Raw genomic sequence first — 21,230 nt, forward strand, 5'->3', positions numbered from 1 at the left:
CTCGATAGTGAAGAAGAGCTGCTCCACATCTGTTTGCCTCTCGCAGATGAAGGCGGACAGTTCTCCGGCGATTGCGCAAATCCGCGCCAGGTCGGAGAGATTTGCCAGGTTTTCTCTGAAGGTGAAGGATTTCTGGCAGGCAACAATCCGTTCAGGGAAACGCCACGATCTGAGAAGGGCCTCGCCGATCTGTCGGTGGTGCACGCCATAAAGTTCCTCTTCCTTCGCGAGCAGCGATGGCAGCGGGTAATCGAGAAACACCGTAGCGTCGTCAGCGCACGCCCTGACCAGGGCCAGGAGTCCTACCTCGAGGGTGAGCCCTGCCGTGAAGGCCTCCTCAGGATCGCCTGTCTTCAGTGCGCCGGCGAGAGCCCTTGCGAGAAGCCCCTGATACAGGCAGAGACGCCAGAACCGGCTGTAATCGAGAGGGCTTCCTCGCCTCAACGGAAAAGCATCCTTGAGGGAGACTGAAAGAGCGAAGAGGCGCGTCTGGTGCACGCCTATTCTTGTTACAGCTTTCAGTACGGTTGCCGCCGGATAGCGGGACCGGAAGAAGGCGCTGTTAGCGAGCTTCAGAATGCGCGCGGTAAGCGCAGGATCCTTCATGATCAGATCGGCCAGCTGTCCTATTGAGCTCTCGTCGTTTGCAGCCAGCTCAATAAGCGCCATGACCACGGGCGAGGGCGAGGGCAGGGCATGCTTCTCGTCGAGTGCTTCGATGAAGGCAGTGCCGTCAAAATCTGCTTTTGCCATAGTTCTACTCCCTGAAAATAGTTATCGGACGTACGGTAAAAAAGACAAGGCTGTGACCGGTGTGGGATTCTCCCAAATTTGGCAAGAAAGTTGCAGCCCTTCCACTACATTCTTCAGAAGAAGGAAGCTCTATGCAGACTACACACCCGGATGGCGCCTACAACCGCATAGACGTGCGGGAACATTATCGTCTGCAGCTCGCTGACGGCCAGGGGTGGGAAATTGTTGCCGCACAGGGCGCAGAGCCCTGGGTGGATAAACTGGCTTCGATCATGCGGCTTCCCTGCGCCGCGTCCGATGGCCATCCAAAGCTGGTCTTCACGCGCAAGAGTCTGGACAGAGACTGGTGGCGAGACCCGGTATCGAGGCTCGCCCCGGCCGTCGCAAAGAGTCTGCCGGAGAAGGGTTGGATCGCGCATGACCTCACCTCTCTTCACTTCTGGGCCCATGATGAGGTACCCGACGTGGTCTGTGAGATGGGAGATGAGCAGGATCATGATCTGGATATCGTAAGGATGTGGCTCGCGCTTGCGCCCATCTACAACCGGACTCTGGAATTGGGAGGTCTTCCGCTGCATGCGGGACTGGTCGAGAAAAAGGGGAGAGCAGTGCTGTTAGCGGCTCCGGGCGGCACCGGAAAATCGACGTGCTGCGCCAGGATACCGGCTCCGTGGAGAGCTCTCTGTGACGATTTGACGCTCATGGTGTTGGATGCCACCGGTCAGCACCAGGTTCACCCGTTCCCGACGTGGAGCAATTATCTTTGGAAGGTTTCCGAAAACACCTGGGATGTGCACCAGCATTTTCCTCTCTCCGCACTATTCTTTCTGGAACAGGGGGAATCGGATCAGGCCACAAGCATCGGGCAGGGAAAAGCTTCTGTTCTTATCACCGAGTCGGCCGAGCAGGTATGCCAGACAGCCTGGAGAAATCTCATCCCCGAGGAGGAACGATATTTGAAAGAGAGGTTGTTTCAGAACGCGTGTGCCCTTGCCAAGGTTGTTCCCGCGTTCAAGCTCAGCGTTACTCTTCACGGCCGTTTCTGGGAAGAGATAGATAAGGCCCTCGAGCGATGAAACAGAAATACATCAACTACGTCGGCCCAAGCATGAACCCGCTGTTTGTCGATGGCGACGGCCTGCATGTAGTTCCGTATGGGGAGTGCACGATCAGAAGGGGTGATGTCATTGTCTTTGTTCCACCAGGAGGGGAGACAAAAGTAGTGCACCGGGTGGTCTCCTGTGATGACGAGGGCATCAGGACCAGAGGGGATAATTCCAAGTGCAACGATCCGTGGGTTCTGGCCCCGGATAACATTCTCGGGCAGGTGACGTATATACAGCGAAGGGACAGGAAGCGGAACATCAGGGGCGGTTTCGCGGGGCGGATCGAGGCGTATTCCTTTCGTTTCATGCATGCCGGCAACAGGGTGGTGTCTGTTGTGCTTCATCCCTTTTACCGGGGCTTGTGCCGCTCGAAGTTTCTGCGAAGAAGACTGCATCGGATGGTGAAACCGAGAGTCCTCGCATTCAGCCGAGGTGGAAACACGGAACTGCAGCTGGTTGTGGGACGCAGGCTCATCGGAAGGAGACGGGCCGGAAAAAAGGATTGGGAAATCAGACGCCCTTTCAAGCTTTGCGTGGACGAAACGTTATTGCCAAACCTGGAGAAAAGTGAGGTGTATCCATGAAAAAACCAAGATATGTGATTCTGTTACTCATGTTGTTGGGCGCCGGAGGCCTTGCTGCGTGCCACAAAACACCTGCACCGAAACCGGAAGCCCAGAGAGAGACCATAATTAAGGTGGGGCCTGTCCGCCTGAATCCACACCCCGCGTCCCTTGCGGGCAAGACTGTGGTGCTTCGGTGGAACGGCCAATGCAACGGCGACACCTTTCTCAATAGTCTGGCCGAGCTTCTCAAGAGCGAAATAAAACAGGTCAAGATCGTCAAGATGTGGGATGCCGATGCCAGTACGGCTGTGATATCGTCGGGCCTGCGGGAGAGCGAAACCATAGCCGGTGTTGTGGCGTCCCAGAAACCAGCCCTTGTTATCGCGGCCCAGGCTGACTCGGGGTGAGGCCACTGTATATCGCGGCTGGTAGTTGACCAGCTCAATCTTGAAAAGAGAGGCATCCCCACGGTCACCATTGTCACCGCGCCCTTTGAAGACCAGTTCAAGGCTCTGGTAAAGGAACAGGGCATGAAAGAACTGGCGCATGTAGTAGTACCGCACCCGATCGGCGGACTAAATTTTCAGGGTGTGCAGCAGAGGGCAACGATGGCTTTTACCGGAGTACTGGAAGCCGCCCGAGAGTGGCAACCGTCCGGAATGTAGGGTGATTTCCGGTCGTCCGGATCGATCCTCGCCGGTCTAACGCAAGCGCATCGCAATCAGGTGGGGACCGGGTTCTCCAAGCGCACTGCGCATGTGGCGAGCCAGTCCTTCAGTGGTATCGACGGAAACTGCCGGAACGCCCAGGGCCTGTGAGACCTTTATCCAGTCGATCGACGGACGTTCCAGGTCGATAACGCTCCTGGTGACAGGTCCGGGTGATGTCACGCCGTCGCGCAGAATCTGACTGCGCAGCGCATTGTAGCTGCTGTTATTAAAGATCAGCGTTGTTACATTCAGCCCTTCGCGAGCCTGGGTCCAAAGGGATTGTACGGTGAACATCGCGCTGCCATCAGCCTCGAGCGAAATGACGGGCCGATCAGGCGATGCCACCGCTGCCCCTGTGGCACAGGGCATTCCCCATCCGATCGTTGTGCCTCCAGGCATGAGAACAGAGTGCGGTGCCACTCGCGGCGCCATCACATAATACCCGCGCGTTGATGTGATCCCTTCATCCACGACTATGGCACCTTCGGGCTGGAGAGCGGCGATTGTCTGACACGCTTTATCGGCGGTCAGTTCTCCTGCAGGAATCCCAGGCGGCTCGAACGAAGCCAGGATGCCAGAAGGCAGATTGGCAGCGCCCGGCGCACCAACAGCGTCGGCCAACCTCTCCAGCGCCTCAACCACGTCCTGCCCGGGCTCAACAAGCGACACTTTTTCCTGTTCTTTCTTCAAAATTCTGCTATCAAACCCCTGCCAGCCGGAGAAGGTGACGGGCTCGTCCGTACCCGCAAGCACCACGCCATGGTACATACCCATGTCCTGCTGGCCGGGGAGATGTGCCGTGCGCTGCACTACCGGCAGTCCCGCACCCCGTTCCCAGCACGCGGCAAAAATCCCGGTGAACAGATCACATCCCGTTGCGGCCTTGATGCGGGCCACTGCAGCGAGACCCCGCTTGCCGAGACTCTTTCCTCCGAGAATAAGAGCCGACGGAGACTGCGTCCGCAGCAGCGCCCCGGCCCGGTCTATCCGTAGCTGTTCGACTGGTTCCGGGCGAGAGTTCGCGACATCAACTGTATCTGTTTTCGACTCTGTTGATTGATAGTCCTGCGGTATGATAAGCGTTGCTATTTCGCCTCGCAGGGCAGCGCGCACGCTTTCTGCGGTGTCCCGGGAGAGTGTCTCCACCGATCGGACTGTACGGCACAATCCTGATACAGGGCGAGCCACAGACTCTATATCGAGATGAAAACCCGGATTCTCAGCGCGATGCCATGTGGCGTGGTCTCCGATTACGTTGAGGATGGGCGTGCGCGCCTGCTGAGCGTTGTGCAGGGCAGCAATACCGTTTGCAAGGCCCGGCCCCTGATGAAACAACGTCATCGCGGGCTTTCCCTTCAGGCGGCCGTAACCGTCCGCCGCACCGGCACAAACTCCCTCAAAGAGCCCGAGTACAGTTCTAATCCCAGGGAGAGCATCCAATGCGCGGACCAACAGCATTTCCGTGGTCCCGGGATTGACAAAACAGGCTTCAATGCCCGATGCGAGTGCAGTCCTGACAAAAAGTTCAGCGCCATTCATGTAGTGTTCTCCAATTGCGGTTCGTTAACGTGACAGTAGTATAGTGAGTTTGGGAAGCGTGCGCAACAGAGAGCGTGGCGGAACCCATGGCGCGATTGGCTTGAGCGGCTTCGTGTCCCGGGTAGGAACTGCTGCTGTGTCATCCCTTGAAATCGTCTGGTATTGGCGCAAACCGGTGAGCATCAGGCCAGAATCTGTTCTCTGGCTCGCAGGGGATAATTCCCTTCCGGCAGAGCTCCGAATGCCACTCGTATTTCATTACGATCTTTTCCGACGCCGTGGGCTCGGGATCGAACTTCACGCAGCGCACGGGAGAATAGGCCGTCTCTCCGAACCCGGTGCCTGCTTCTTCATTCTTTTTTTCGAACGTGCGGGAGGGGCGGCTTTCGATGGGGGCAGGAGCTGCTGTGCCGGCGGCAGCCTGGTCCTTCTGTGAGGGCTTTTCCCGCATGCGAACGGGCTCCGGAAGTTTCTCCCTGTACACTGCGAGGGCAATAGTGCCCATTGCGGATGCGTCGGAGAAGACCTTCTCCGCATAAGAATCGGGCTGCTCGGTGAAATAGAACCTGTTTGTCCTGTCTATGCCGGTTCGCCACCCCTCGAAGGTGTTTGTTTCATGAGGAGCGAGGATGTACATTTGTTCTCTCTTCTTAAGATCAGATCTAGCGCCGTCTATGATATTTCTTCCGTCCACTGCGATGACGATACCGATCCGGCTATTCGATCTGTTGGTAACCTGGACAGCGTACCTCTGGCCTTTTATGGCCTCCACATAGAAATAGGAGGCATCTTGACGCAGCTGTGGATAGGTCATGTACTTCGCGAACTCTGCTCCGTTGTCCGAGAGGATGCGCACGTCCACGATGGTACGCCTCCCTGTGTGCGCACACGCCGTCGCAGCTACCACTGCCACCAGAAAGAAAAACGTTACCAATGCCTTCCATACCATGATAGCACCTCTCTATAGCTTTTTTGACTCACCACATTATCCGACAATCCGACCCTGAGAAAAGTTCCCGCAACTTGACAGAGGAGTGCTTTGTGCTCAGTGTATAGTTGGAATGCTTCCGGGAGAAGGATTGTAGACGGCCGGGCTGCAGGCGCCGGTAATATTCAGGAGGGGATGATGATACCGCAGATTAGAAAGATTCTTTATGCAACCGATCTTACCAAAAACTCTTCGTATGCATTCTATTTTGCCGCGGATATGGCGCGGAAACACGATGCAAAGATCATTATACTTCATTGTATCGGAGCAATTCCTCCCTCGGTGTATATGGAAGCGGGTTTTACGGACGCTGAGGCGCTCCTGCAGCGGTCAAAAGAAGCAGAAAAAAAAGAGAACGTGATCGAAATCAAAAGCCGCCTGGAGGAATTCTGCAAGAGGGTGGAATCACAGATCGGCCCGCCGTGTGCGAGCCTCGTCGCTGACGTTGTCGTTAAGGCCGGTTATCCCGTGGAAGAAATATTGAACACGGCAGACACCCAGGGTTGTGACGTCATCGTGATGGGGACACACGGCAAGGGGATATTGCGTCAGGCCTTTCTGGGCAGCGTGGCACGGTCGGTGCTGGAGAGAAGCCGAAAGCCTGTTTTTATTATTCCGCTACCTTCTGAAAAGAGCGGTGGGGAATGGGTGGGGGCTTAAGGCAGAGGGAAGACCGCTTCGCTTAGAAGAGGGGAGATGCCAGGGGACTGCGTGACCGTGGCTGCTTAATTACCTGTGCGGATACAGAGTATGTCGCCGTCTTTGACAGTATAGGCCTTTCCTTCGAGCCGCCACACGCCGGCTTTCTTGCAGCCCGCAAAGCCGCCAAGGCTGATGAAGTCATTGTAGGCTACTGTTTCGGCGCGGATAAACTTCTGGTAGAAATCGGTGTGAATAGTCCCGGCCGCGTCTTGAGCGGTCATGCCCTTCCTGATGGGCCACGCGCGGCACTCGTCATCTCCCACAGTGAGAAAGGAGATGAGTCCCATCGTATCGCGGGCGAGACGAATGATCCTGCCGCGGACCGCCTCTTTTATACCGTACTCGGCCATGAACTGTACCCGTTCGCCCGGGCTCATGGAAGCGAGCTCTGCTTCGAGCTGCGCGCAGGCGCTAATGACTGCGACGTGCGCGGGAACACGCTCCCTGAGGAGGCCCGCTACCGTGCTGTCCTCCGGCGTACCTTCGGCGCAATTGATGGCGATCATCATCGGTTTCCGGGAGAGAAATTGAAAGCCTCTTAATTTCTTCTCCTCCTCTTCGGCCAGCTGTAGGGTAGACAAAGGTTCTCCGGTTTCAAGGTGCGCCAGGCACTTTTCAAGGAGGGCTTTTTCCTGCTCCAGCGCTGGCTGAGTCTTGTTCCCGGCCTGCTTCCGGATGCGCTCCAGCCGCAATTCGATCTGGGTCATGTCGGAGAGGATGAACTCGTTGTGGACCGTCTGGAAATCAGCGACAGGGTCGGCGGGATGCCCGTTCTCAAAGTGACGCACCACGAGAAGGATGGCGTCACTACGGCGCATCTGCTGAAGCGACTTCGCATCGAGCGTTTCGTTCTTGATCTCTCCCTCACGAATGGCGACCGTATCCGCGACCTCTATCCGGGAGTAGACCGTTTTTTTTGGGTTGAAGATCTTTGTCAGAGCGTCGAGCCGCTCGTCGGGCACCTCGATGATCGTCAGCGGCGAACCGTTACCCGTGGTGCTACCGTTACCGCCACTGGCGAGAGCCTTGAAAAGTGTTGTCTTGCCTGAGCCGGCAGTGCCGACTAATGAAATGTACATCTCTATGGCTCCTTGAGCCGGTTTGTCCAGCGAGCATATCTTCCGGTTGAACCAGTCTCCTGAGAGCCTCAAATTGGTCTAGGATTGGTGCGGGATCTGTCTCGGCTGCGTGCCAATAGAATACATGAATCAGCTGCGCAGCGCAAGTCGCTGAGTCTTCCCACTGTATAAATTTTATGGTATTGGTATGGGTAAAATCCAGAGACGATGGACGGCCGCTCGCTGCGCTCGCTAGGACGATCGTTCCACACGTGGAGCCAGGACGTTCGAAGAGAAGGGTATGTTCTCTGGCTATAGGCTCACGCATTGTCCGAGCCGAAGTCTCATCGTCCCTCGTCCGAATCGCGAAGCGATGATCGTCTCCGCGAAGCGGTCGTCCATCGGAAACAAAGGAGGGCAGCATGAATGAATATCAGGAATGGTATGAACAACTGCGAGTAGAGAGAACTATGAAGGCATTGCGGAAGAATAATTTCGATGCGCAGTTTGTCGCAAAGGCTCCTGACGCCCTGTCTGCAATTTTTAAAATGATCCCTGACGGTGCAACGGTCGGCGTGGGCGGGTCAATGACGCTCATCCAGATCGGCTTTTTTGAAGAAGCGGCCAGGCATCCAATCACGCTTATGAATCCCTCGCCCCAGCAGCTTACGCCTGAGGAATTCATAGAGGCACGGCGGCAGATCCTTCTGGCCGACGTATTCCTCTGCAGCAGCAATGCGGTAACCGAGGACGGCAAGCTCTACAACATCGACGGCACCGGGAATCGCGTGGCGTCAATGACCTTTGGCCCGAAAAAGGTGATTCTAGTATGCGGGGTGAATAAGATAGTCAAGGACATGGAAGAGGCCCACAAGAGGGCTCAGGAGTGGGCTGCGCCCATGAACGCGAAGCGGCTCGCCCTGAAGACTCCCTGCGCGGAGACCGGTGTGTGCGCTGATTGCGCGTCTCCCCAGAGAATATGCAATGTATATGTTGCGATGGCCAAGAAACCCTCGCGAACCGACATGACTGTGCTTCTCGTGGGCGAACCGTTGGGGCTTTGAGGGGTGTGCCGCCGCTTAACAAAGTAGTACGAATGTTCTATACTATGTCATGGATGTGAGGAACGTGGGTCAAAGTATTAGAGAGCAGCTTAACGAGAGACAGTATGAGGCGGCGACCAGCGCCACAGGCCCTGTTCTGGTTATCGCTGGGGCCGGAAGCGGCAAGACGAGAGTGATCGAATTCCGTGTCCGTCACCTGGTGGAGTCGGGTGTCAGCCCGGCTTCTATCCTGCTTTTGACCTTTACGAGGCGCGCTGCCCAGGAGATGATATCGCGGGCTGCCAAGAGTGACCCGCGGTGCCAGGGGGTGGAGGGAGGCACGTTCCATTCTTTTGCCAACAAAGTGCTGCGCACGTACAGCCATTACTTCGGCCTACCCAATACCTTTACCATCTACGATGAGGCAGATGCTGAGGAGGCCATACACCGCTGTGCAATGCAGCTTGGGTTTTACGCGAGAGAAAAGAGACGGCCCAGAAAGGAGATGCTCAGAAAGATCATCAGCATGGCGCTCAACAAGGAGATGCGCCTGGAAGATATACTCGCCAGGTACTATTCACCCTTTCTTCAGTATGCAGACGAGATCAAAGCTCTCCGCCAGAAGTACGTGGAGTACAAAATTGCCTCACAATGCCTCGACTATGACGATCTGCTTCTCTATTTGAAGCTCCTTCTGGAGGACGCAAAGATCCGCCATCAGCTGTCGGATGTGTATCAGTACATCATGGTGGATGAGTTCCAGGATACGAACGTTCTTCAGGCGGATATTGCCTATCGCCTGGCTGAGCGCCACGAACGCATCCTGGTGGTTGGAGACGATACCCAGAGTATCTACTCCTTCAGGGGCGCCAACCACGAGAACATCATGAAATTTCCCGAAAAGTTTCCGACCTGCAGGATCATCACTCTGGAGGAGAACTATAGGAGCACCCAGGCGATACTGGACGTAGGCAATGCCATCCTGCAGAACATGCAGCACAAATATGAGAAGACTCTCCGGGCGGTGAAGAAAGAGGATGGGGAAAAACCTTACCTTGTCTACTTCAAAGACGCGTACGAGGAAGCGGCGTGGGTTGCCGAGAAGATCAAAGCCTTCTATGACCAGGGAATGGAATTATCGCATCAGTGTATTCTCTTCCGGTCCGCCTATATTACCATTCCTCTTCAGACAGAATTGAGCAGGAGGAATATACCGTTTGCCGTGTATGGTGGGCTCAAGTTTTACGAAACTGCTCACGTAAAGGACGTGATCGCCCACCTGAAACTTTTTGTCAATCCCAGGGACGAGCTGGCCTGGATGCGCGTGCTCCTGCTTGTTCCCGGTGTAGGCCCCAAAACGGCAGAGAAGCTCCTGGCAGAGATCGGCGCCTGCCGAACGCTTGGAGCCATGGTCAGTGACGTGATTGAAAGGCATGCAAAGGGAGGCGGAGCTTACGCAGAAAGGCTCGGGCTCCTGCGAGAGTTTTTTGTATCGGCTCAGCGGGCGACGAGTCCCGGTCAGACTTGTCAGGCTGTGCTCGACTACTACGAACCGGTGATGAGAGAAAAATTTGATCTCGACTGGCACCTCCGCAAAAACGACCTGGAGGCCGTGGCGCAGATCGCCGAACGCTACGCGTCGATGCGCGATCTTCTGGTCGACCTCGCGATTGAGCCTCCCGAACGAGGCGTCAGGGATTTTCACGACACGGTGTGGGAGCGGCCGCTCATTCTTTCGACGATCCATTCGGCAAAGGGGCTCGAGTGGCGCAATGTCTTTCTCATCGGTGCGATAGACGGTGTGCTGCCTTCAAGCTATACCACTCACGATGAGGAAGGACTGGAAGAGGAACACCGATTGCTGTATGTGGCTGTGACGAGGGCACGGGAAAGGCTTTACATTCTCGCCCATCACGAGGGGCGCAATAACGGCATACACACATTCAACAGGCTCTCCCGTTTCATCGATGCGGCCAATGTGCGCGCTGTGCTCGATCAGAAGCCTGCTTTTCCGAGCGCTGCCGCTCAGGAAGCGGATGTTCAGGTAACGCAGGCTTACGACAGGGGAGAACTCTTGTCGAAACTCCTCGGCTCCCTCAAGTGACGTTGACATTTTTTTGCACTAGATATAGATTTCCACGGGCAAGCCCGTGATACTGTGAGCGCTACGCGTGCCGCGGAAAGAAGACGCCTTCACCCACGCACAAGTGCGTGGTCCTCGGCTGCTCGCGTCGCCCGCTGAAATCTACCCAGCGAGCACGGCGACCGGGTACCCGCAGCCGCAGAGCGGCTGGAGGGTGGAGGGGAAGCTCTGACGGCTTTGCCGGTGGAGGGGGCGACGCGAGCCCCGGGAAGAGTAAAGGGAGGTGAGACCATGGCGGGAACATTCACCCACTGGATGGTAGTTGAGGAGGCTCTAGACAAATATAACGGCTTGACTCGTAAGCACCCCTATTTTTCAACTATTCTCGGCCTCAATCACTTTGTTTGCCTCGGTGCTGTGGGCCCTGACTATCCATATCTCACAGAGCTTCTCGGCAATTATATCAAGATCCACAGCTGGGCGGACAGGATGCACTACGAGAACACAGGCGAATTTATTCGCCGCGGCATTCAAAACCTGGTCAGCCTCGGCGGAAGCGCGTTCGCTACGTGCCTTGCGTGGCTCTCCGGCTTTGCGACGCACGTAGTTACGGATTCGGTGATTCATCCTGTGGTGAACGCGATCGTGGGGCCCTATATCTTCAACAAGACAGAACATCGTCACTGTGAGCTTACACAGGATACGTACATATTTCACGAGATTAAAGGCATCGAGCTTAACTATGGTCAGTATGTCGGTCTGTTCCGTATGTGTTCTGGCACGGGAAGCACGATCAACGGCGACCTCGGCCGCTTCTGGAGCGATACGCTCAAAGCGACTCACCCGGCAGCCGTCCAACATTTCGACAAGATAGATCCTGACGCCTGGCACAGGAACTTCCTCTCCAGGATCAGCTCTGCTGCTGATCCGGTACCTGCGTTTCGCCATTTCGAGGAGGAGACTAATCTGAGCTACAAGAAAACGGGCGAGATCACGCCGGAAGAGAGGACCCGTTTTGTAGACCAGGTGAAGCTTCCGGCCGGCAGATCAGGTTCATTCAGAACAGATGCATTCGATAAGGCAGTTGCCGCGGTCGTCGACGTGTGGGGCCGTCTCTTCGCCGACATCCAAAACCGTAACCCCGACGGATCTTCCGCATACATCAAGAACTGGAACCTGGATACCGGGGTCAATGAAGATAGACCCGATTATTGGTCTTGAAGGAGAATATCATGCGACGCTTTGTCCTGCAGATGGCCGCGTTCCTGCTTGTCGCCTTGATCGCAGGCTGTAACCACGGCGGTTCCTTGAAGTCCAGCGAGGAGCAGACACGGGAGTACTCTGCCACTGCTGTGTCGCTTTCTGATTTTTCGATGAAGGTCATTGCATACTTCCAGTCACAGGGTCAGTCTGTGCCGGAGACGTTTGATGCAGGCCAATTCTTCACGGTTCTCGAGAAGACGTATCCGGATCAGGATAGGGTGAACTCGATACGAGGTAGCTACAAGGTGTCTGCGCGGCCTCTGGAAGGGGGCTATTCAGTCATGCTCTGCGACATGCGGGAAGACAGAAAGATTATGGAAGACCTGAGCTGCCACCTGAATCGTGTTGAAATCAGGTCGTGGGAAGGAGACAAGCCGGCCCCTTGCGTATTCGAGGATAACTGGAAGCAGTACTGTCAATGAATCGGTAGAGATACCTCGCGCCAAGGCTCTCCCTGCCTCGTGTGCACAGTGATGAGAGCCGAGGCCGATGCCTGTATCCCTTACCTTCTTTGTGCCGGGCCGTACTTAGACTTTAGTTCTCAAAGCCCGGGTAATATCTTCAACCAATCCTTTTGAACCCACGTAGAGAGCCGTTCGTTGATGGTGTTTCTCCGGAACAATGTCCAGGATAGGGATCGCTTTTTCATTCACGGCCATTCCGCCGGCTTCCTGACACATGAAGGCGACGACGGCCGCTTCATACATGAGGCGGAGTTTGCCTTCAGGACGGTTCTTTTTCGGGTTCGGGTGGTTGACGATGGCCGGGTACATGAACATGCCGCCGTTTGCAAGTATCCTGTGAAAATCGCCTGCCAGAGCTCCAAGGTACCTGAAGGCATACTTGGGCTCGTTCTCGTTGATCCATTGCTGCACAGGTTTTGCGTAGGTGGCCAGGTTGGCTGCGTTGAACGACAGTTCCCACGTCTTGGGATCTTCAGGGAGCATCATTCGGGTTGGCCTGACGAAATTCATCGTCTCGTCCATGTGAAAGCGCCACGTGCCGGCGTCTTTCAGACCGATCGTGAAGGTGCCCGTGGGAATCACGAACATTCCGGCAGCGATGTAATCTTTCCCGGCCCTCAAGTGGCTATCCTCGTCACCGTTGAGGTTACGTTTGGCGATGCCGAAAAGAAAGCCGACAGGAAGGCCGTGAGCGACATTCGATGAGCCGTCCAGGGGATCGAAATAGACAAAGTAGCGCCCCCCCTTGGGATTGATCTGAACTATCTCTTCGGATTCTTCGCTGACCGCATGGATGACCCTTTCGGATGCCCTGAGATAGTGGATGGTGATCTCGTGGGCTATCTGGTCCATGGCCATCTGGTCTTCGCCCTGTACGTTGACTGAACCAGCCAGACCGAGATTGCCTTTCAAGGCCCCTGTGAGATAGTAGTACTGGATGTGCTTTGCTGCACTGATAAGTGCGTCCAGGAGGATTAAAAAGTGGTACGTGCGGTTATGTTTTTCTTGGTGCTGCAGAAGGAAGCTGTTAAACGTCTGCTCAAATCTCATCATAGCGTCTCCTTTCACTATGTCGATAAGCCCTCGTTGTGCCGTACCCGGGGGCTGTGATTGAGGCCCGCGCTAAACGAAAGGATTTGTGTCCGCTGATCGTATACAATTCTACTCCCTCGAAATGCTCTTTTCAACTTCTTCTGACCCTACGCCGGGAATTTGACTCGAAGGGTTTTTCCTCTTATCATGTGGGTCGGTAAGTATGACCGTACGGAGGCGCCTGACTCAGCGCGCGTCGTGAGTCCCGACCGATGGTGAAAGCATCTCGTATCCTTGCAATATCGGGAAGCGCTAAGCCGGTTTGCGGCGCGCGCGCAACCTGTGAATGTATCCCGCTCGGCCCTGGCTTTGGGGCGAGGAGGTTTCCTGGACGCAGATAGCAGGAGCATTCCTCCGGGCTTCTTTTCCTCAAGTCTGACAGGCTCACATCCCAAGGGACTCTACTTTCTTTTTTTCACAGAAATGTGGGAGCGTTTCTCCTATTACGGGATGAAAGCGCTCCTTGTCTACTATATGATGAAGCACCTTCTTTTCAGCCAGGAGCAAGCTTCTCACATATACGGGCTTTATACGGGCTTTGTTTATTTCACGCCTTTTTTCGGAGGACTGCTTGCAGACAGGGTTCTGGGGCAGCGCAGGACAGTCGTGCTCGGGGCAGTCCTCATGGCCATCGGTCACTTCCTTATGGCTCTTGACCGCTTGTTTTTCCCAGCCCTGATTTTTCTGATTCTCGGCAATGGCGCTTTCAAGCCGAATATTTCCACCCAGGTCGGCGCTCTCTATCGCCCCGGGGATCACAGGCGCGACCGGGCCTTCAGCATTTTCTATCTTGGCATCAATCTCGGGGCGTTGTTGTCACCTCTCGTGTGCGGAACTCTCGGCGAGCTGTACGGATGGCATTACGGGTTTGCTGCTGCCGGTGTGGGTATGCTCATCGGACTTGCGATCTACCTCGCAGGTCAGAAGCACCTCGCACCGGACTATCTCACGGAGCGAAAGGCAGGAGGCGCTTCCGGGAAAGAGCGCCTGAATAGTGATGAGCGAAGCAAAATAGCCGGCCTGCTCGTGCTGATGGTATTTGCGATCGTTTTCTGGGGAGTCTATGAGCAGCAAGGTAATACGCTGGCACTGTGGGTAGACGTCAATACAGACCGCTATATTCTGGGATGGGAGATGCCCGCATCCTGGTTTCAGGCGTTCAACCCGGCCATGATCATTCTCTTCACGCCTGCCATCACCAGTGTCTGGTTGTGGCAATCCAGGCGGGGCAAAGAACCTTCGAGCGTATCCAAAATGGCAGCAGGATGCATGTTGCTGGGCGTTTCCTTTCTCGTCATGGTCATTGCCGCGCACCTCGGAACAGAGCAGAAAAAGGTGAGTATATGGTGGCTGACCACATGTACGGCTATCTTCACGGTCGGCGAACTTTTTCTGTCCCCCGTGGGCCTTTCATTGGTGACGAAGCTTGCGCCGGCGCGCATGGTTTCCATGCTGATGGGGATCTGGTTTCTCTCCAGTTTTGGGGGCAATTATCTGGCAGGCTATCTTGGTACGTTTTGGGAAAGAATGTCGAAGGAGAGTTTTTTCCTGATGCTCTCTGTTCTCGCGCTGGCAGCTGGTTTGGGCATGCTTGCAGTGCTGAGACCACTCAAGAAGGCCATAGGCCACGGCGTAACAAAGGGAGTCGATGTCTGACACCGGGATAAGAAGGGGGTAAGAGTAAGCATGGCCGAGACGTTGTGCCGGATGTTTCAAGAAAGCGTAAAAAAATTCGCCGATTATCCGGCGATGCTCCGGAAAGTAGACGGCAGTTTTAGACCGATTACATACAGAGAAATGGGTGACCGGGTGCGAGGGCTGACAACGGCTCTCCTTTCGATCGGCGTAACCAGGGGAGACCGGGTAGCCCTTATGTCGGAGAACAGGCCTGAATGGGCAATCAGTGATTTTGCGATCCTCCATGCCGGCGCGGTCAACGTGGGTATCTTTCCAACCCTTCCCGTCGCACACGTTGAGTATATCATCTCGGATTCCGGCGCCCGGTGCCTCATCGTCTCAGATCAGGAGCAACTTGCCAAGGCACTTGCGGTCAGAGAAAAGTTCGGTGACCTTTGCATAATCAGCATGAACGCACCGCGTGATGGCGCTGAGTCTGTTCTCTCCTACGAAGCGCTTCTGAGGGATGGCGAAGCTTCTCCCCTTGCCGATCATAAATACGAGGAGTGCTGGTCATCCGTAAGACCAGAAGACTGGGCGAGCATTATCTACACCTCGGGCACCACCGCGGAGCCCAGGGGGGCGATACTCTCCCATCAGAACTTTGTTTCCAACTACAGCACCGCGCGGAAGGTTCTCACCTTCCAACAGGGTGACACGCTCCTATCTTTCGTGCCTCTCAACCACGTGTTCGGGAGGATGGTGGATCACTACCTGCCGATAAGTCTCGGATCGACGATTGCATACGTGGAGAATCTGCGCAGACTCCGGCAGAATATACAGGAGGTGAGGCCTCATTACATGGCGGTCGTGCCAAGACTGCTGGAGATGTTCGAAGAAGGTCTTAAGGCCGCATTTACCAAAGAGCCTCGGGTCAGGCAGAAACTGATCGCTTGGGCCTTCTCCTCCGGCAGAGCAATGGTGGAGGTGCAGGCTGGTGGAAGCGTGGGACCTCTTCTTACGCGCAAGCGCTGGCTTGCTGACCGGCTTGTTTTCAGGCGTCTGAGAGATCGTCTGGGATTGGATCGGCTGCGGTTTTTCTTCGCGGGCGGCGCGCCGGTTTCCAGAGATACTCTTGAGTTCTTCTCGGCCATGGGGCTGCCGATCATGGAGGGGTACGGCCTGAGCGAAACATCACCGCTGGTGAGCGTGAATCCTCCCGGAAGGATCAGGTTAGGCACGGTTGGCAGGCCGTTCGAAGGAGTGGAGGTGAAACTCGCCGATGATGGGGAAATCCTGGTTCGAGGTCCCAATGTTATGCAGGGCTATTACAAAAGAGCTGAAGAGACGAAGGAAGCTATAGAGCCCGACGGCTGGCTCCATACCGGCGACATAGGAACAATCGAAGACGGCTACCTGAGCATCACGGACCGCAAGAAGAACTTGATTGTGCTCGCCAACGGCAAAAAGGTGCTCCCTCAGCATCTGGAAACCCTCCTGCTTGGCAGTCCCTTCATTTTTCAAGCGGTGTTGGTGGGCGACCGGCAAAACACTGTCGGAGCGCTCATCGTACCGGCATTTGACCGGGTCAGGGAGTGGGCCCGGGCGCACGGGGTCGAGGGCCATGTGGGGGATGAGACAGGATTTATCGAGGAGCCGGCGGTACGTCGGCTCATACGCATGGAGATTCAACGTCTCACAGAGGGCCTTGCCGACTACGAGAAAATCCGTGCCTTTGCTTTAGTCGACAGGGAATTTACCTTGGAGGCGGGTGAACTCACTCCTACTCTGAAAATCAAAAGGCGTGTCGTGCTGGAGAGGTACGGCCACCTCATCGATTCCCTCTACAGCGATTCGAGTGAAAGCAACTGACCAGCCTGATCAATGAGGCTGCCACAGTCGCGCGTACTTCTTGACACACCGCTCATCGGTGACTATAATTGAAAATCATTTTCAATTAGAAAAAATATGATGGACCATGGCGGATCAGGACTTCGATAAACTCCTGCGGGCGCTCAAGTTAAAAGTTACGTCTCAGAGACTGGCAATCCTCAAAATACTCGCAGTGGAATCAATTTATCTGGCTCCCGAGGAGATCTGGAGGCGCATGAGGAGAACGGCCGTAAGGGCAGGGCTCCCCACGGTATACCGGAACCTGGAAGAGCTCTCTGCGTGCGGCGTGCTGATAAAGATTCTTCATCCTGACCGGAGGCTCTACTATTATTTTTGCCCGAAAAGCCACCACCATCATCATTTTGTCTGCATCTCCTGCAGGAAAGTGGAAGACCTCAGTTTCTGCGGAATGGAATTGATAAACAAGGAAGTGAAAAAGGACCTCAAGGGTGCAGTGGTCTCACACCTCATGCAGGTGTACGGTCACTGCAAGGACTGTCTGGCGTGTTGATTTCGTGAATGCCTGTTTCTTCAATAGGAGAATTCTTTTTGTCACCGGAATGGTGCTGATCTTTTGTCTTTTAACGGCCTGCAGCAAGTCTCCAGAGAAAGCCCCGGCTGAGCGAAGGCTCATTGTGATCACGACTCTCTTTCCGCTTTACGATTTTGCAAAACAGATCGGAGGGGAACAGGCGGACGTCACGCTCCTGTTGCCGCCCGGTGTGGAGCCTCACAGCTTCGAACCAAAGCCGGGTGACCTTATGAAACTGGAGAGCGCGGATCTGTTTATATACACAGGAGGGCGGATGGAGCCATGGGCGGCAACCGTCCTGAGCAGCCTCAATGCTGAGCGGCTCATTGTGATCGATGCCAGTGCGGGCTTGCTTGCCGGGGACAACAAGGAGCCGTATATTCTCGATAAGAAGGGCGCCGGAGAGAAAGAGAATAAGCGCTATGACCGGGATATTGATCCTCATGTCTGGCTCGATTTCGGCAATGCACAGAAGATGGTACGCACTATCGTGAGAGGGTTTGCGATGAAAGACCCTGCGCATAAAGAGTACTACACGAGGAATGCACAAAACTACGTCGATGAGCTCGCCCGATTGGATGAAGAATATAAGCGGGTGCTTGCTGACTGCAAGCAACATGTAATTATTCATGGCGGCCACTTTGCCTTCAATTATCTTGCGAAACGCTATCATCTGCTCTACATGTCGGCGTACAGCGGATCGCCTGATGCGGAGCCAACAGCCGCCAAACTAATACAACTGAAGGAGCAAATAAAGAAATACGGCGTGCATTATATTTTCTACGAAGAGCTCATCACACCGCGGGTAGCAGAAATCATCGCCAATGAGACAGGCGTTTCCATGCTGAAGCTGAACGGTGCACACAATGTGACGAGGGAAGAAATGGCCAAAGGGGTAACGTTTCTTGGAATCATGGAGCAGAATCTTAACAATCTCAAAAAGGGACTGGAATGCCGATAGCTGTAGAGATGCGTGAGCTTTCCTTTGCCTACAACTCCGTCGGAGTCCTCTCCGATGTGAGTTTCTCGTTGAATACAGGCGATTATTGCGGCCTCGTCGGGCCAAACGGTTCTGGAAAAACGACGCTCATCCGCATCCTGCTGGGTTTTTCTGAGGCTGACAAGGGGTCAGTTTCGCTCTTCGGCGACAGCCCTTTGACATTCAGGAACTGGGACAAGATAGGGTATGTCCCTCAACGGCTTGTATCCTTTAATCCGAACTTTCCTGCAACGGTCAGAGAGATAGTAGGGCTGGGGCTTCTATCGAAACACGGATTCCCGAAGCATCCAGGCAAACATGAGGGAGAATTGATAGAGCACGCCATGAAGCTCATGGACATCGCGGACATCAGGAATAAGCTGATCGGCGAGCTTTCCGGGGGACAACAGCAGAGGGTGTTTATCGCCCGCGCCCTGGTGAATCAACCTGATTTTTTGATACTTGACGAACCCACCGCCGCGCTTGACCCTGAAATAAGGGAACATTTTTTCGATGTGCTGCGTGAGTTGAACGAGAAGAACAGCACAACGATTCTCATCGTTACACATGATATAGGGAGCATCGGCAAATACGCCTCCACTCTCTTATATCTCGACAAGAAAGTAATATTTCACGGCACCTTCGGCGAGTTCTGTGTTTCTGCAGACATGGGTGAGTATTTTGGAACTTTTTCGCAGCATGTTATCTGCCATCGCCATGACTAATGCTGGCTCGCATTCCGGCGTATACGTTCGTTGAGCGTAACAGAGTAAAGGTGTAGAGCTTTGGAGATTTTTGATTTCTTAAGTCATAGCTTCATACAGAGGGCGTTGTTGGCGGGATCGTTCATTGCTATTTCCTGCTCTACGCTGGGGGTTTTTCTTGTTCTGAGGCGTCTCTCCCTGATAGGCGATGGTCTCGCTCATGTCACGTTCGGGGGTGTGGCGCTGGGCATGCTTCTCGGTATCTTTCCTCTGTACGCGGCAATACCGGTAGTAATGGCTAGTTCAATTGCCATACTCAAACTGGTTCAAAGAGCGCGTCTGTTCGGGGATGCGGCTATCGGGATGGTCTCCTCCCTCGGGATAGCAGGAGGCATAATCCTGGCCAGTGTTGCGGGCGGGTTCAATATCGATCTCTTCAGCTACCTGTTTGGAAATATTCTGGCTATCCGGGAAGGTGAGGTTGTCACCTCGATGTGTCTTTCCCTTGGCGTCATTGCGACTGTCTTTCTTCTTTTTCACGAGCTCTTCTCCCTGACCTTTGATGAGGAATCAGCGCGCGCTTCCGGCATCAGGACGGGAAGGATCAGCACGATCCTCGTCCTTCTGAGCGCGCTGACGGTCGTCCTTGCCATGAAGGTCGTGGGTATCATGCTTATCTCTTCTCTTCTGATCGTGCCGCCTGCGGCTGCATTGCAGATTGCGAGAAGCTTCAAGGGAACCATAGCCATTGCTTCCGGCATCTCTGTGCTTTCTGTTGTTGTTGGTGTTTTTCTGTCAGTTATGCTCGATCTTCCGACCGGCGCGACAATAGTCATACTCAATTTCATCTTTTTCATAGGGAGTCTTCTGTATAAGAAGGCAGGACAAGGCAGAAGAAAATAAACGAGGGTAAGGAAAGAACAGAAAGAAGGTTGAGGAAGAAGTGCGTCCAGCCTTTTCCTCAACCTTCTTTTTTATCGCCTATTTCTTGATTGCTCCGGTAATTTCCTTGACCGTCTGCTCGCTGCTCAGGGAGCTGATGTTCTTGAGCAGACCCTCCTTATCATAAAAGCCTATTAGGGGCGCAGTCTTCTCGTTGTAGGTCTCGAGACGGGTCGTGATTGCTTCTACCGTCTCATCCGCGCGCTGAACGACAGGAGAGCCGCACTTGAAGCATTTTCCGTCTGCTGACGGCGGCTTGCTCTTGATGTTGTATATTTCCTGGCAATCCTGGTTGGAGCACGTGCGCCTTGTGGTGAGGCGGTCCAGTATCACGTCCTTGGGGACGTCGAGGTTGACGACCAAATCCAGCTTCAATTTTAGCTTGGCAAGTAGCTTTTTGAGGTCCTCTGCCTGAGGAATGGTGCGGGGGAACCCATCGAGTATAAACCCTTTAGCACAGTCAGGTTCCTGCAGTCTCACCTCCATGATCTCCATAATGAGTGAATCGGGTACCAGTTCGCCCCGTTCCATGTAGCCTTTTGCCTTCTTTCCCAGTTCCGAGTTGGCCTTGACCGCTGCCCGCAGAATATCGCCGGTCGATATCTGAATCGAGCCGTCATGAGCTGTCAACAGCTTTGCTACTGTACCCTTTCCTGCTCCTGGTGCTCCCAATAACACGATGCGCATTACTTGTTCCTCCTTTTGATGTGGTGAATCAACTGTTCGATTATTGAAATCGTCACTTCCCGACTTGAATGTTGAGGGTGAGGAGGATCAGCTCCGTATCCCCGTTGTTCTTGTAGGCGTGAACCTCTCCAGCCGGAACCTGTACGACCGTTTCCGGACGAATGGGGTAAACCTCCTCTCCGAGTCTCACCTCACCCGTTCCCTCAAAAACGTAAAAGACGTGATGATAGGGATCACGGTGAAGAGAAAACTCACCGCGCGGCTCGACTCTCGTCAGCGTGACATCGATGTCGCCGGCTCCCGTGGGTGAGAGGGCTTTTCCGAGGATGCCTCTGGTAAGCTCGGGACGGATCCTCTTCCAGTCAGCCTGTTGCAGGCGATAGACTTTCTTGCTAAAGAGCGCTCCTGCGCCGGGCACAGCTTCAGTGCCCGCGGATCCTTCTGTCACCGGCAACCCCTCATCGCGACTACTACTATTACATAATTCTCGACAAAGCACAAAGGCAATG

21 protein-coding genes are annotated in these 21,230 nt (G+C 54.6%); 14 read left to right on the top strand and 7 right to left on the bottom strand.

Annotation, left to right across the window (positions count from 1 at the left end; translation table 11 throughout):
- On the bottom strand, window positions 1–753 hold a 753-nt coding region (locus tag VMT71_07915; protein HVN23882.1), incomplete at its 3' end, for an HDOD domain-containing protein.
- Window positions 754–884: 131 nt separating this feature from the next.
- Between VMT71_07915 and scmC the strand changes: the two genes are divergently transcribed.
- The 3 genes from scmC to VMT71_07930 are packed head-to-tail and all read left to right on the top strand — an operon-like array spanning window position 885 to window position 2,832.
- Window positions 885–1,829: a SynChlorMet cassette protein ScmC gene (gene scmC, locus VMT71_07920; GenBank protein ID HVN23883.1), complete on the top strand. Its 945-nt coding sequence runs from the start codon at window positions 885–887 to the stop codon at window positions 1,827–1,829.
- Window positions 1,826–2,443, top strand: a complete 618-nt coding sequence (locus VMT71_07925; GenBank protein ID HVN23884.1) for a hypothetical protein — start codon at window positions 1,826–1,828, stop codon at window positions 2,441–2,443. The genes scmC and VMT71_07925 overlap by 4 nt, the downstream gene beginning before the upstream one ends.
- Complete coding sequence (locus VMT71_07930; protein ID HVN23885.1) at window positions 2,440–2,832, top strand: hypothetical protein; 393 nt, start codon at window positions 2,440–2,442, stop codon at window positions 2,830–2,832. Before VMT71_07925 ends, VMT71_07930 begins: the two co-directional genes overlap by 4 nt.
- Window positions 2,833–3,126: 294 nt before the next feature.
- On the opposite strand, the gene VMT71_07935 is transcribed toward VMT71_07930, so the two are convergent.
- Together VMT71_07935 and VMT71_07940 are read right to left on the bottom strand one after the other, a co-directional pair.
- Window positions 3,127–4,674 carry an acetolactate synthase large subunit gene (locus tag VMT71_07935; protein HVN23886.1) on the bottom strand — a complete coding sequence of 516 codons (1,548 nt, stop codon included), beginning with the start codon at window positions 4,672–4,674 and terminating at the stop codon, window positions 3,127–3,129.
- 139 nt (window positions 4,675–4,813) lie between these two features.
- The gene (locus tag VMT71_07940; protein ID HVN23887.1) at window positions 4,814–5,623 is read right to left on the bottom strand and encodes a hypothetical protein; all 810 of its coding nucleotides are present in this window, start codon (window positions 5,621–5,623) and stop codon (window positions 4,814–4,816) included.
- A gap of 177 nt (window positions 5,624–5,800) precedes the next feature.
- Here VMT71_07940 and VMT71_07945 point away from each other — a divergent pair, with 177 nt between their 5' ends.
- Window positions 5,801–6,322: a universal stress protein gene (locus VMT71_07945; protein ID HVN23888.1), complete on the top strand. Its 522-nt coding sequence runs from the start codon at window positions 5,801–5,803 to the stop codon at window positions 6,320–6,322.
- Between the two features lie 65 nt (window positions 6,323–6,387).
- On the opposite strand, the gene VMT71_07950 is transcribed toward VMT71_07945, so the two are convergent.
- Window positions 6,388–7,443, bottom strand: coding sequence for a DUF933 domain-containing protein (locus VMT71_07950; GenBank protein HVN23889.1), 1,056 nt, complete (start codon window positions 7,441–7,443; stop codon window positions 6,388–6,390).
- 401 nt (window positions 7,444–7,844) lie between these two features.
- On the opposite strand from VMT71_07950, the gene VMT71_07955 reads away from it, so the two are divergent.
- The 4 genes from VMT71_07955 (at window position 7,845) to VMT71_07970 (ending at window position 12,233) form a co-directional block, all read left to right on the top strand.
- Window positions 7,845–8,486, top strand: coding sequence for a lactate utilization protein (locus tag VMT71_07955; GenBank protein HVN23890.1), 642 nt, complete (start codon window positions 7,845–7,847; stop codon window positions 8,484–8,486).
- Between the two features lie 64 nt (window positions 8,487–8,550).
- Window positions 8,551–10,569, top strand: a complete 2,019-nt coding sequence (locus VMT71_07960; GenBank protein HVN23891.1) for an ATP-dependent helicase — start codon at window positions 8,551–8,553, stop codon at window positions 10,567–10,569.
- Between the two features lie 270 nt (window positions 10,570–10,839).
- A complete protein-coding gene (locus VMT71_07965; protein ID HVN23892.1) occupies window positions 10,840–11,769 on the top strand; it encodes a zinc dependent phospholipase C family protein in 930 nt (309 codons plus the stop codon).
- A gap of 11 nt (window positions 11,770–11,780) precedes the next feature.
- Window positions 11,781–12,233 (top strand): hypothetical protein, encoded by a 453-nt coding sequence (locus tag VMT71_07970; GenBank protein ID HVN23893.1) that lies wholly within the window; start codon window positions 11,781–11,783, stop codon window positions 12,231–12,233.
- Between the two features lie 105 nt (window positions 12,234–12,338).
- Here VMT71_07970 and VMT71_07975 read toward each other — a convergent pair whose 3' ends face one another.
- Entirely contained in the window at window positions 12,339–13,328 is a 990-nt protein-coding gene (locus tag VMT71_07975) for a hypothetical protein (GenBank protein HVN23894.1), read from the bottom strand.
- Window positions 13,329–13,649: 321 nt separating this feature from the next.
- On the opposite strand from VMT71_07975, the gene VMT71_07980 reads away from it, so the two are divergent.
- From VMT71_07980 to VMT71_08005, 6 genes are all read left to right on the top strand, one after another.
- Entirely contained in the window at window positions 13,650–15,023 is a 1,374-nt protein-coding gene (locus VMT71_07980) for a peptide MFS transporter (protein ID HVN23895.1), read from the top strand.
- 30 nt (window positions 15,024–15,053) lie between these two features.
- Window positions 15,054–16,856 carry a long-chain fatty acid--CoA ligase gene (locus VMT71_07985; protein ID HVN23896.1) on the top strand — a complete coding sequence of 601 codons (1,803 nt, stop codon included), beginning with the start codon at window positions 15,054–15,056 and terminating at the stop codon, window positions 16,854–16,856.
- Between the two features lie 106 nt (window positions 16,857–16,962).
- On the top strand, window positions 16,963–17,388 hold the full coding sequence (locus VMT71_07990; protein HVN23897.1) for a Fur family transcriptional regulator: 426 nt from the start codon (window positions 16,963–16,965) through the stop codon (window positions 17,386–17,388).
- Between the two features lie 124 nt (window positions 17,389–17,512).
- Complete coding sequence (locus tag VMT71_07995) at window positions 17,513–18,370, top strand: zinc ABC transporter substrate-binding protein (protein ID HVN23898.1); 858 nt, start codon at window positions 17,513–17,515, stop codon at window positions 18,368–18,370.
- Window positions 18,361–19,113, top strand: a complete 753-nt coding sequence (locus tag VMT71_08000; protein HVN23899.1) for a metal ABC transporter ATP-binding protein — start codon at window positions 18,361–18,363, stop codon at window positions 19,111–19,113. The genes VMT71_07995 and VMT71_08000 overlap by 10 nt, the downstream gene beginning before the upstream one ends.
- A gap of 60 nt (window positions 19,114–19,173) precedes the next feature.
- Window positions 19,174–19,995, top strand: coding sequence for a metal ABC transporter permease (locus VMT71_08005; GenBank protein ID HVN23900.1), 822 nt, complete (start codon window positions 19,174–19,176; stop codon window positions 19,993–19,995).
- A gap of 78 nt (window positions 19,996–20,073) precedes the next feature.
- Here the strand turns inward: VMT71_08005 and VMT71_08010 are convergent, their stop codons facing one another.
- Window positions 20,074–20,721 (bottom strand): adenylate kinase, encoded by a 648-nt coding sequence (locus VMT71_08010; GenBank protein ID HVN23901.1) that lies wholly within the window; start codon window positions 20,719–20,721, stop codon window positions 20,074–20,076.
- 52 nt (window positions 20,722–20,773) lie between these two features.
- Window positions 20,774–21,169, bottom strand: a complete 396-nt coding sequence (locus VMT71_08015) for a cupin domain-containing protein (protein HVN23902.1) — start codon at window positions 21,167–21,169, stop codon at window positions 20,774–20,776.
- Window positions 21,170–21,230 lie beyond the last annotated feature (61 nt).

This window comes from Syntrophorhabdales bacterium, assembly GCA_035541455.1.
Taxonomy (GTDB): Bacteria; Desulfobacterota; Syntrophorhabdia; order Syntrophorhabdales; family WCHB1-27; genus JADGQN01.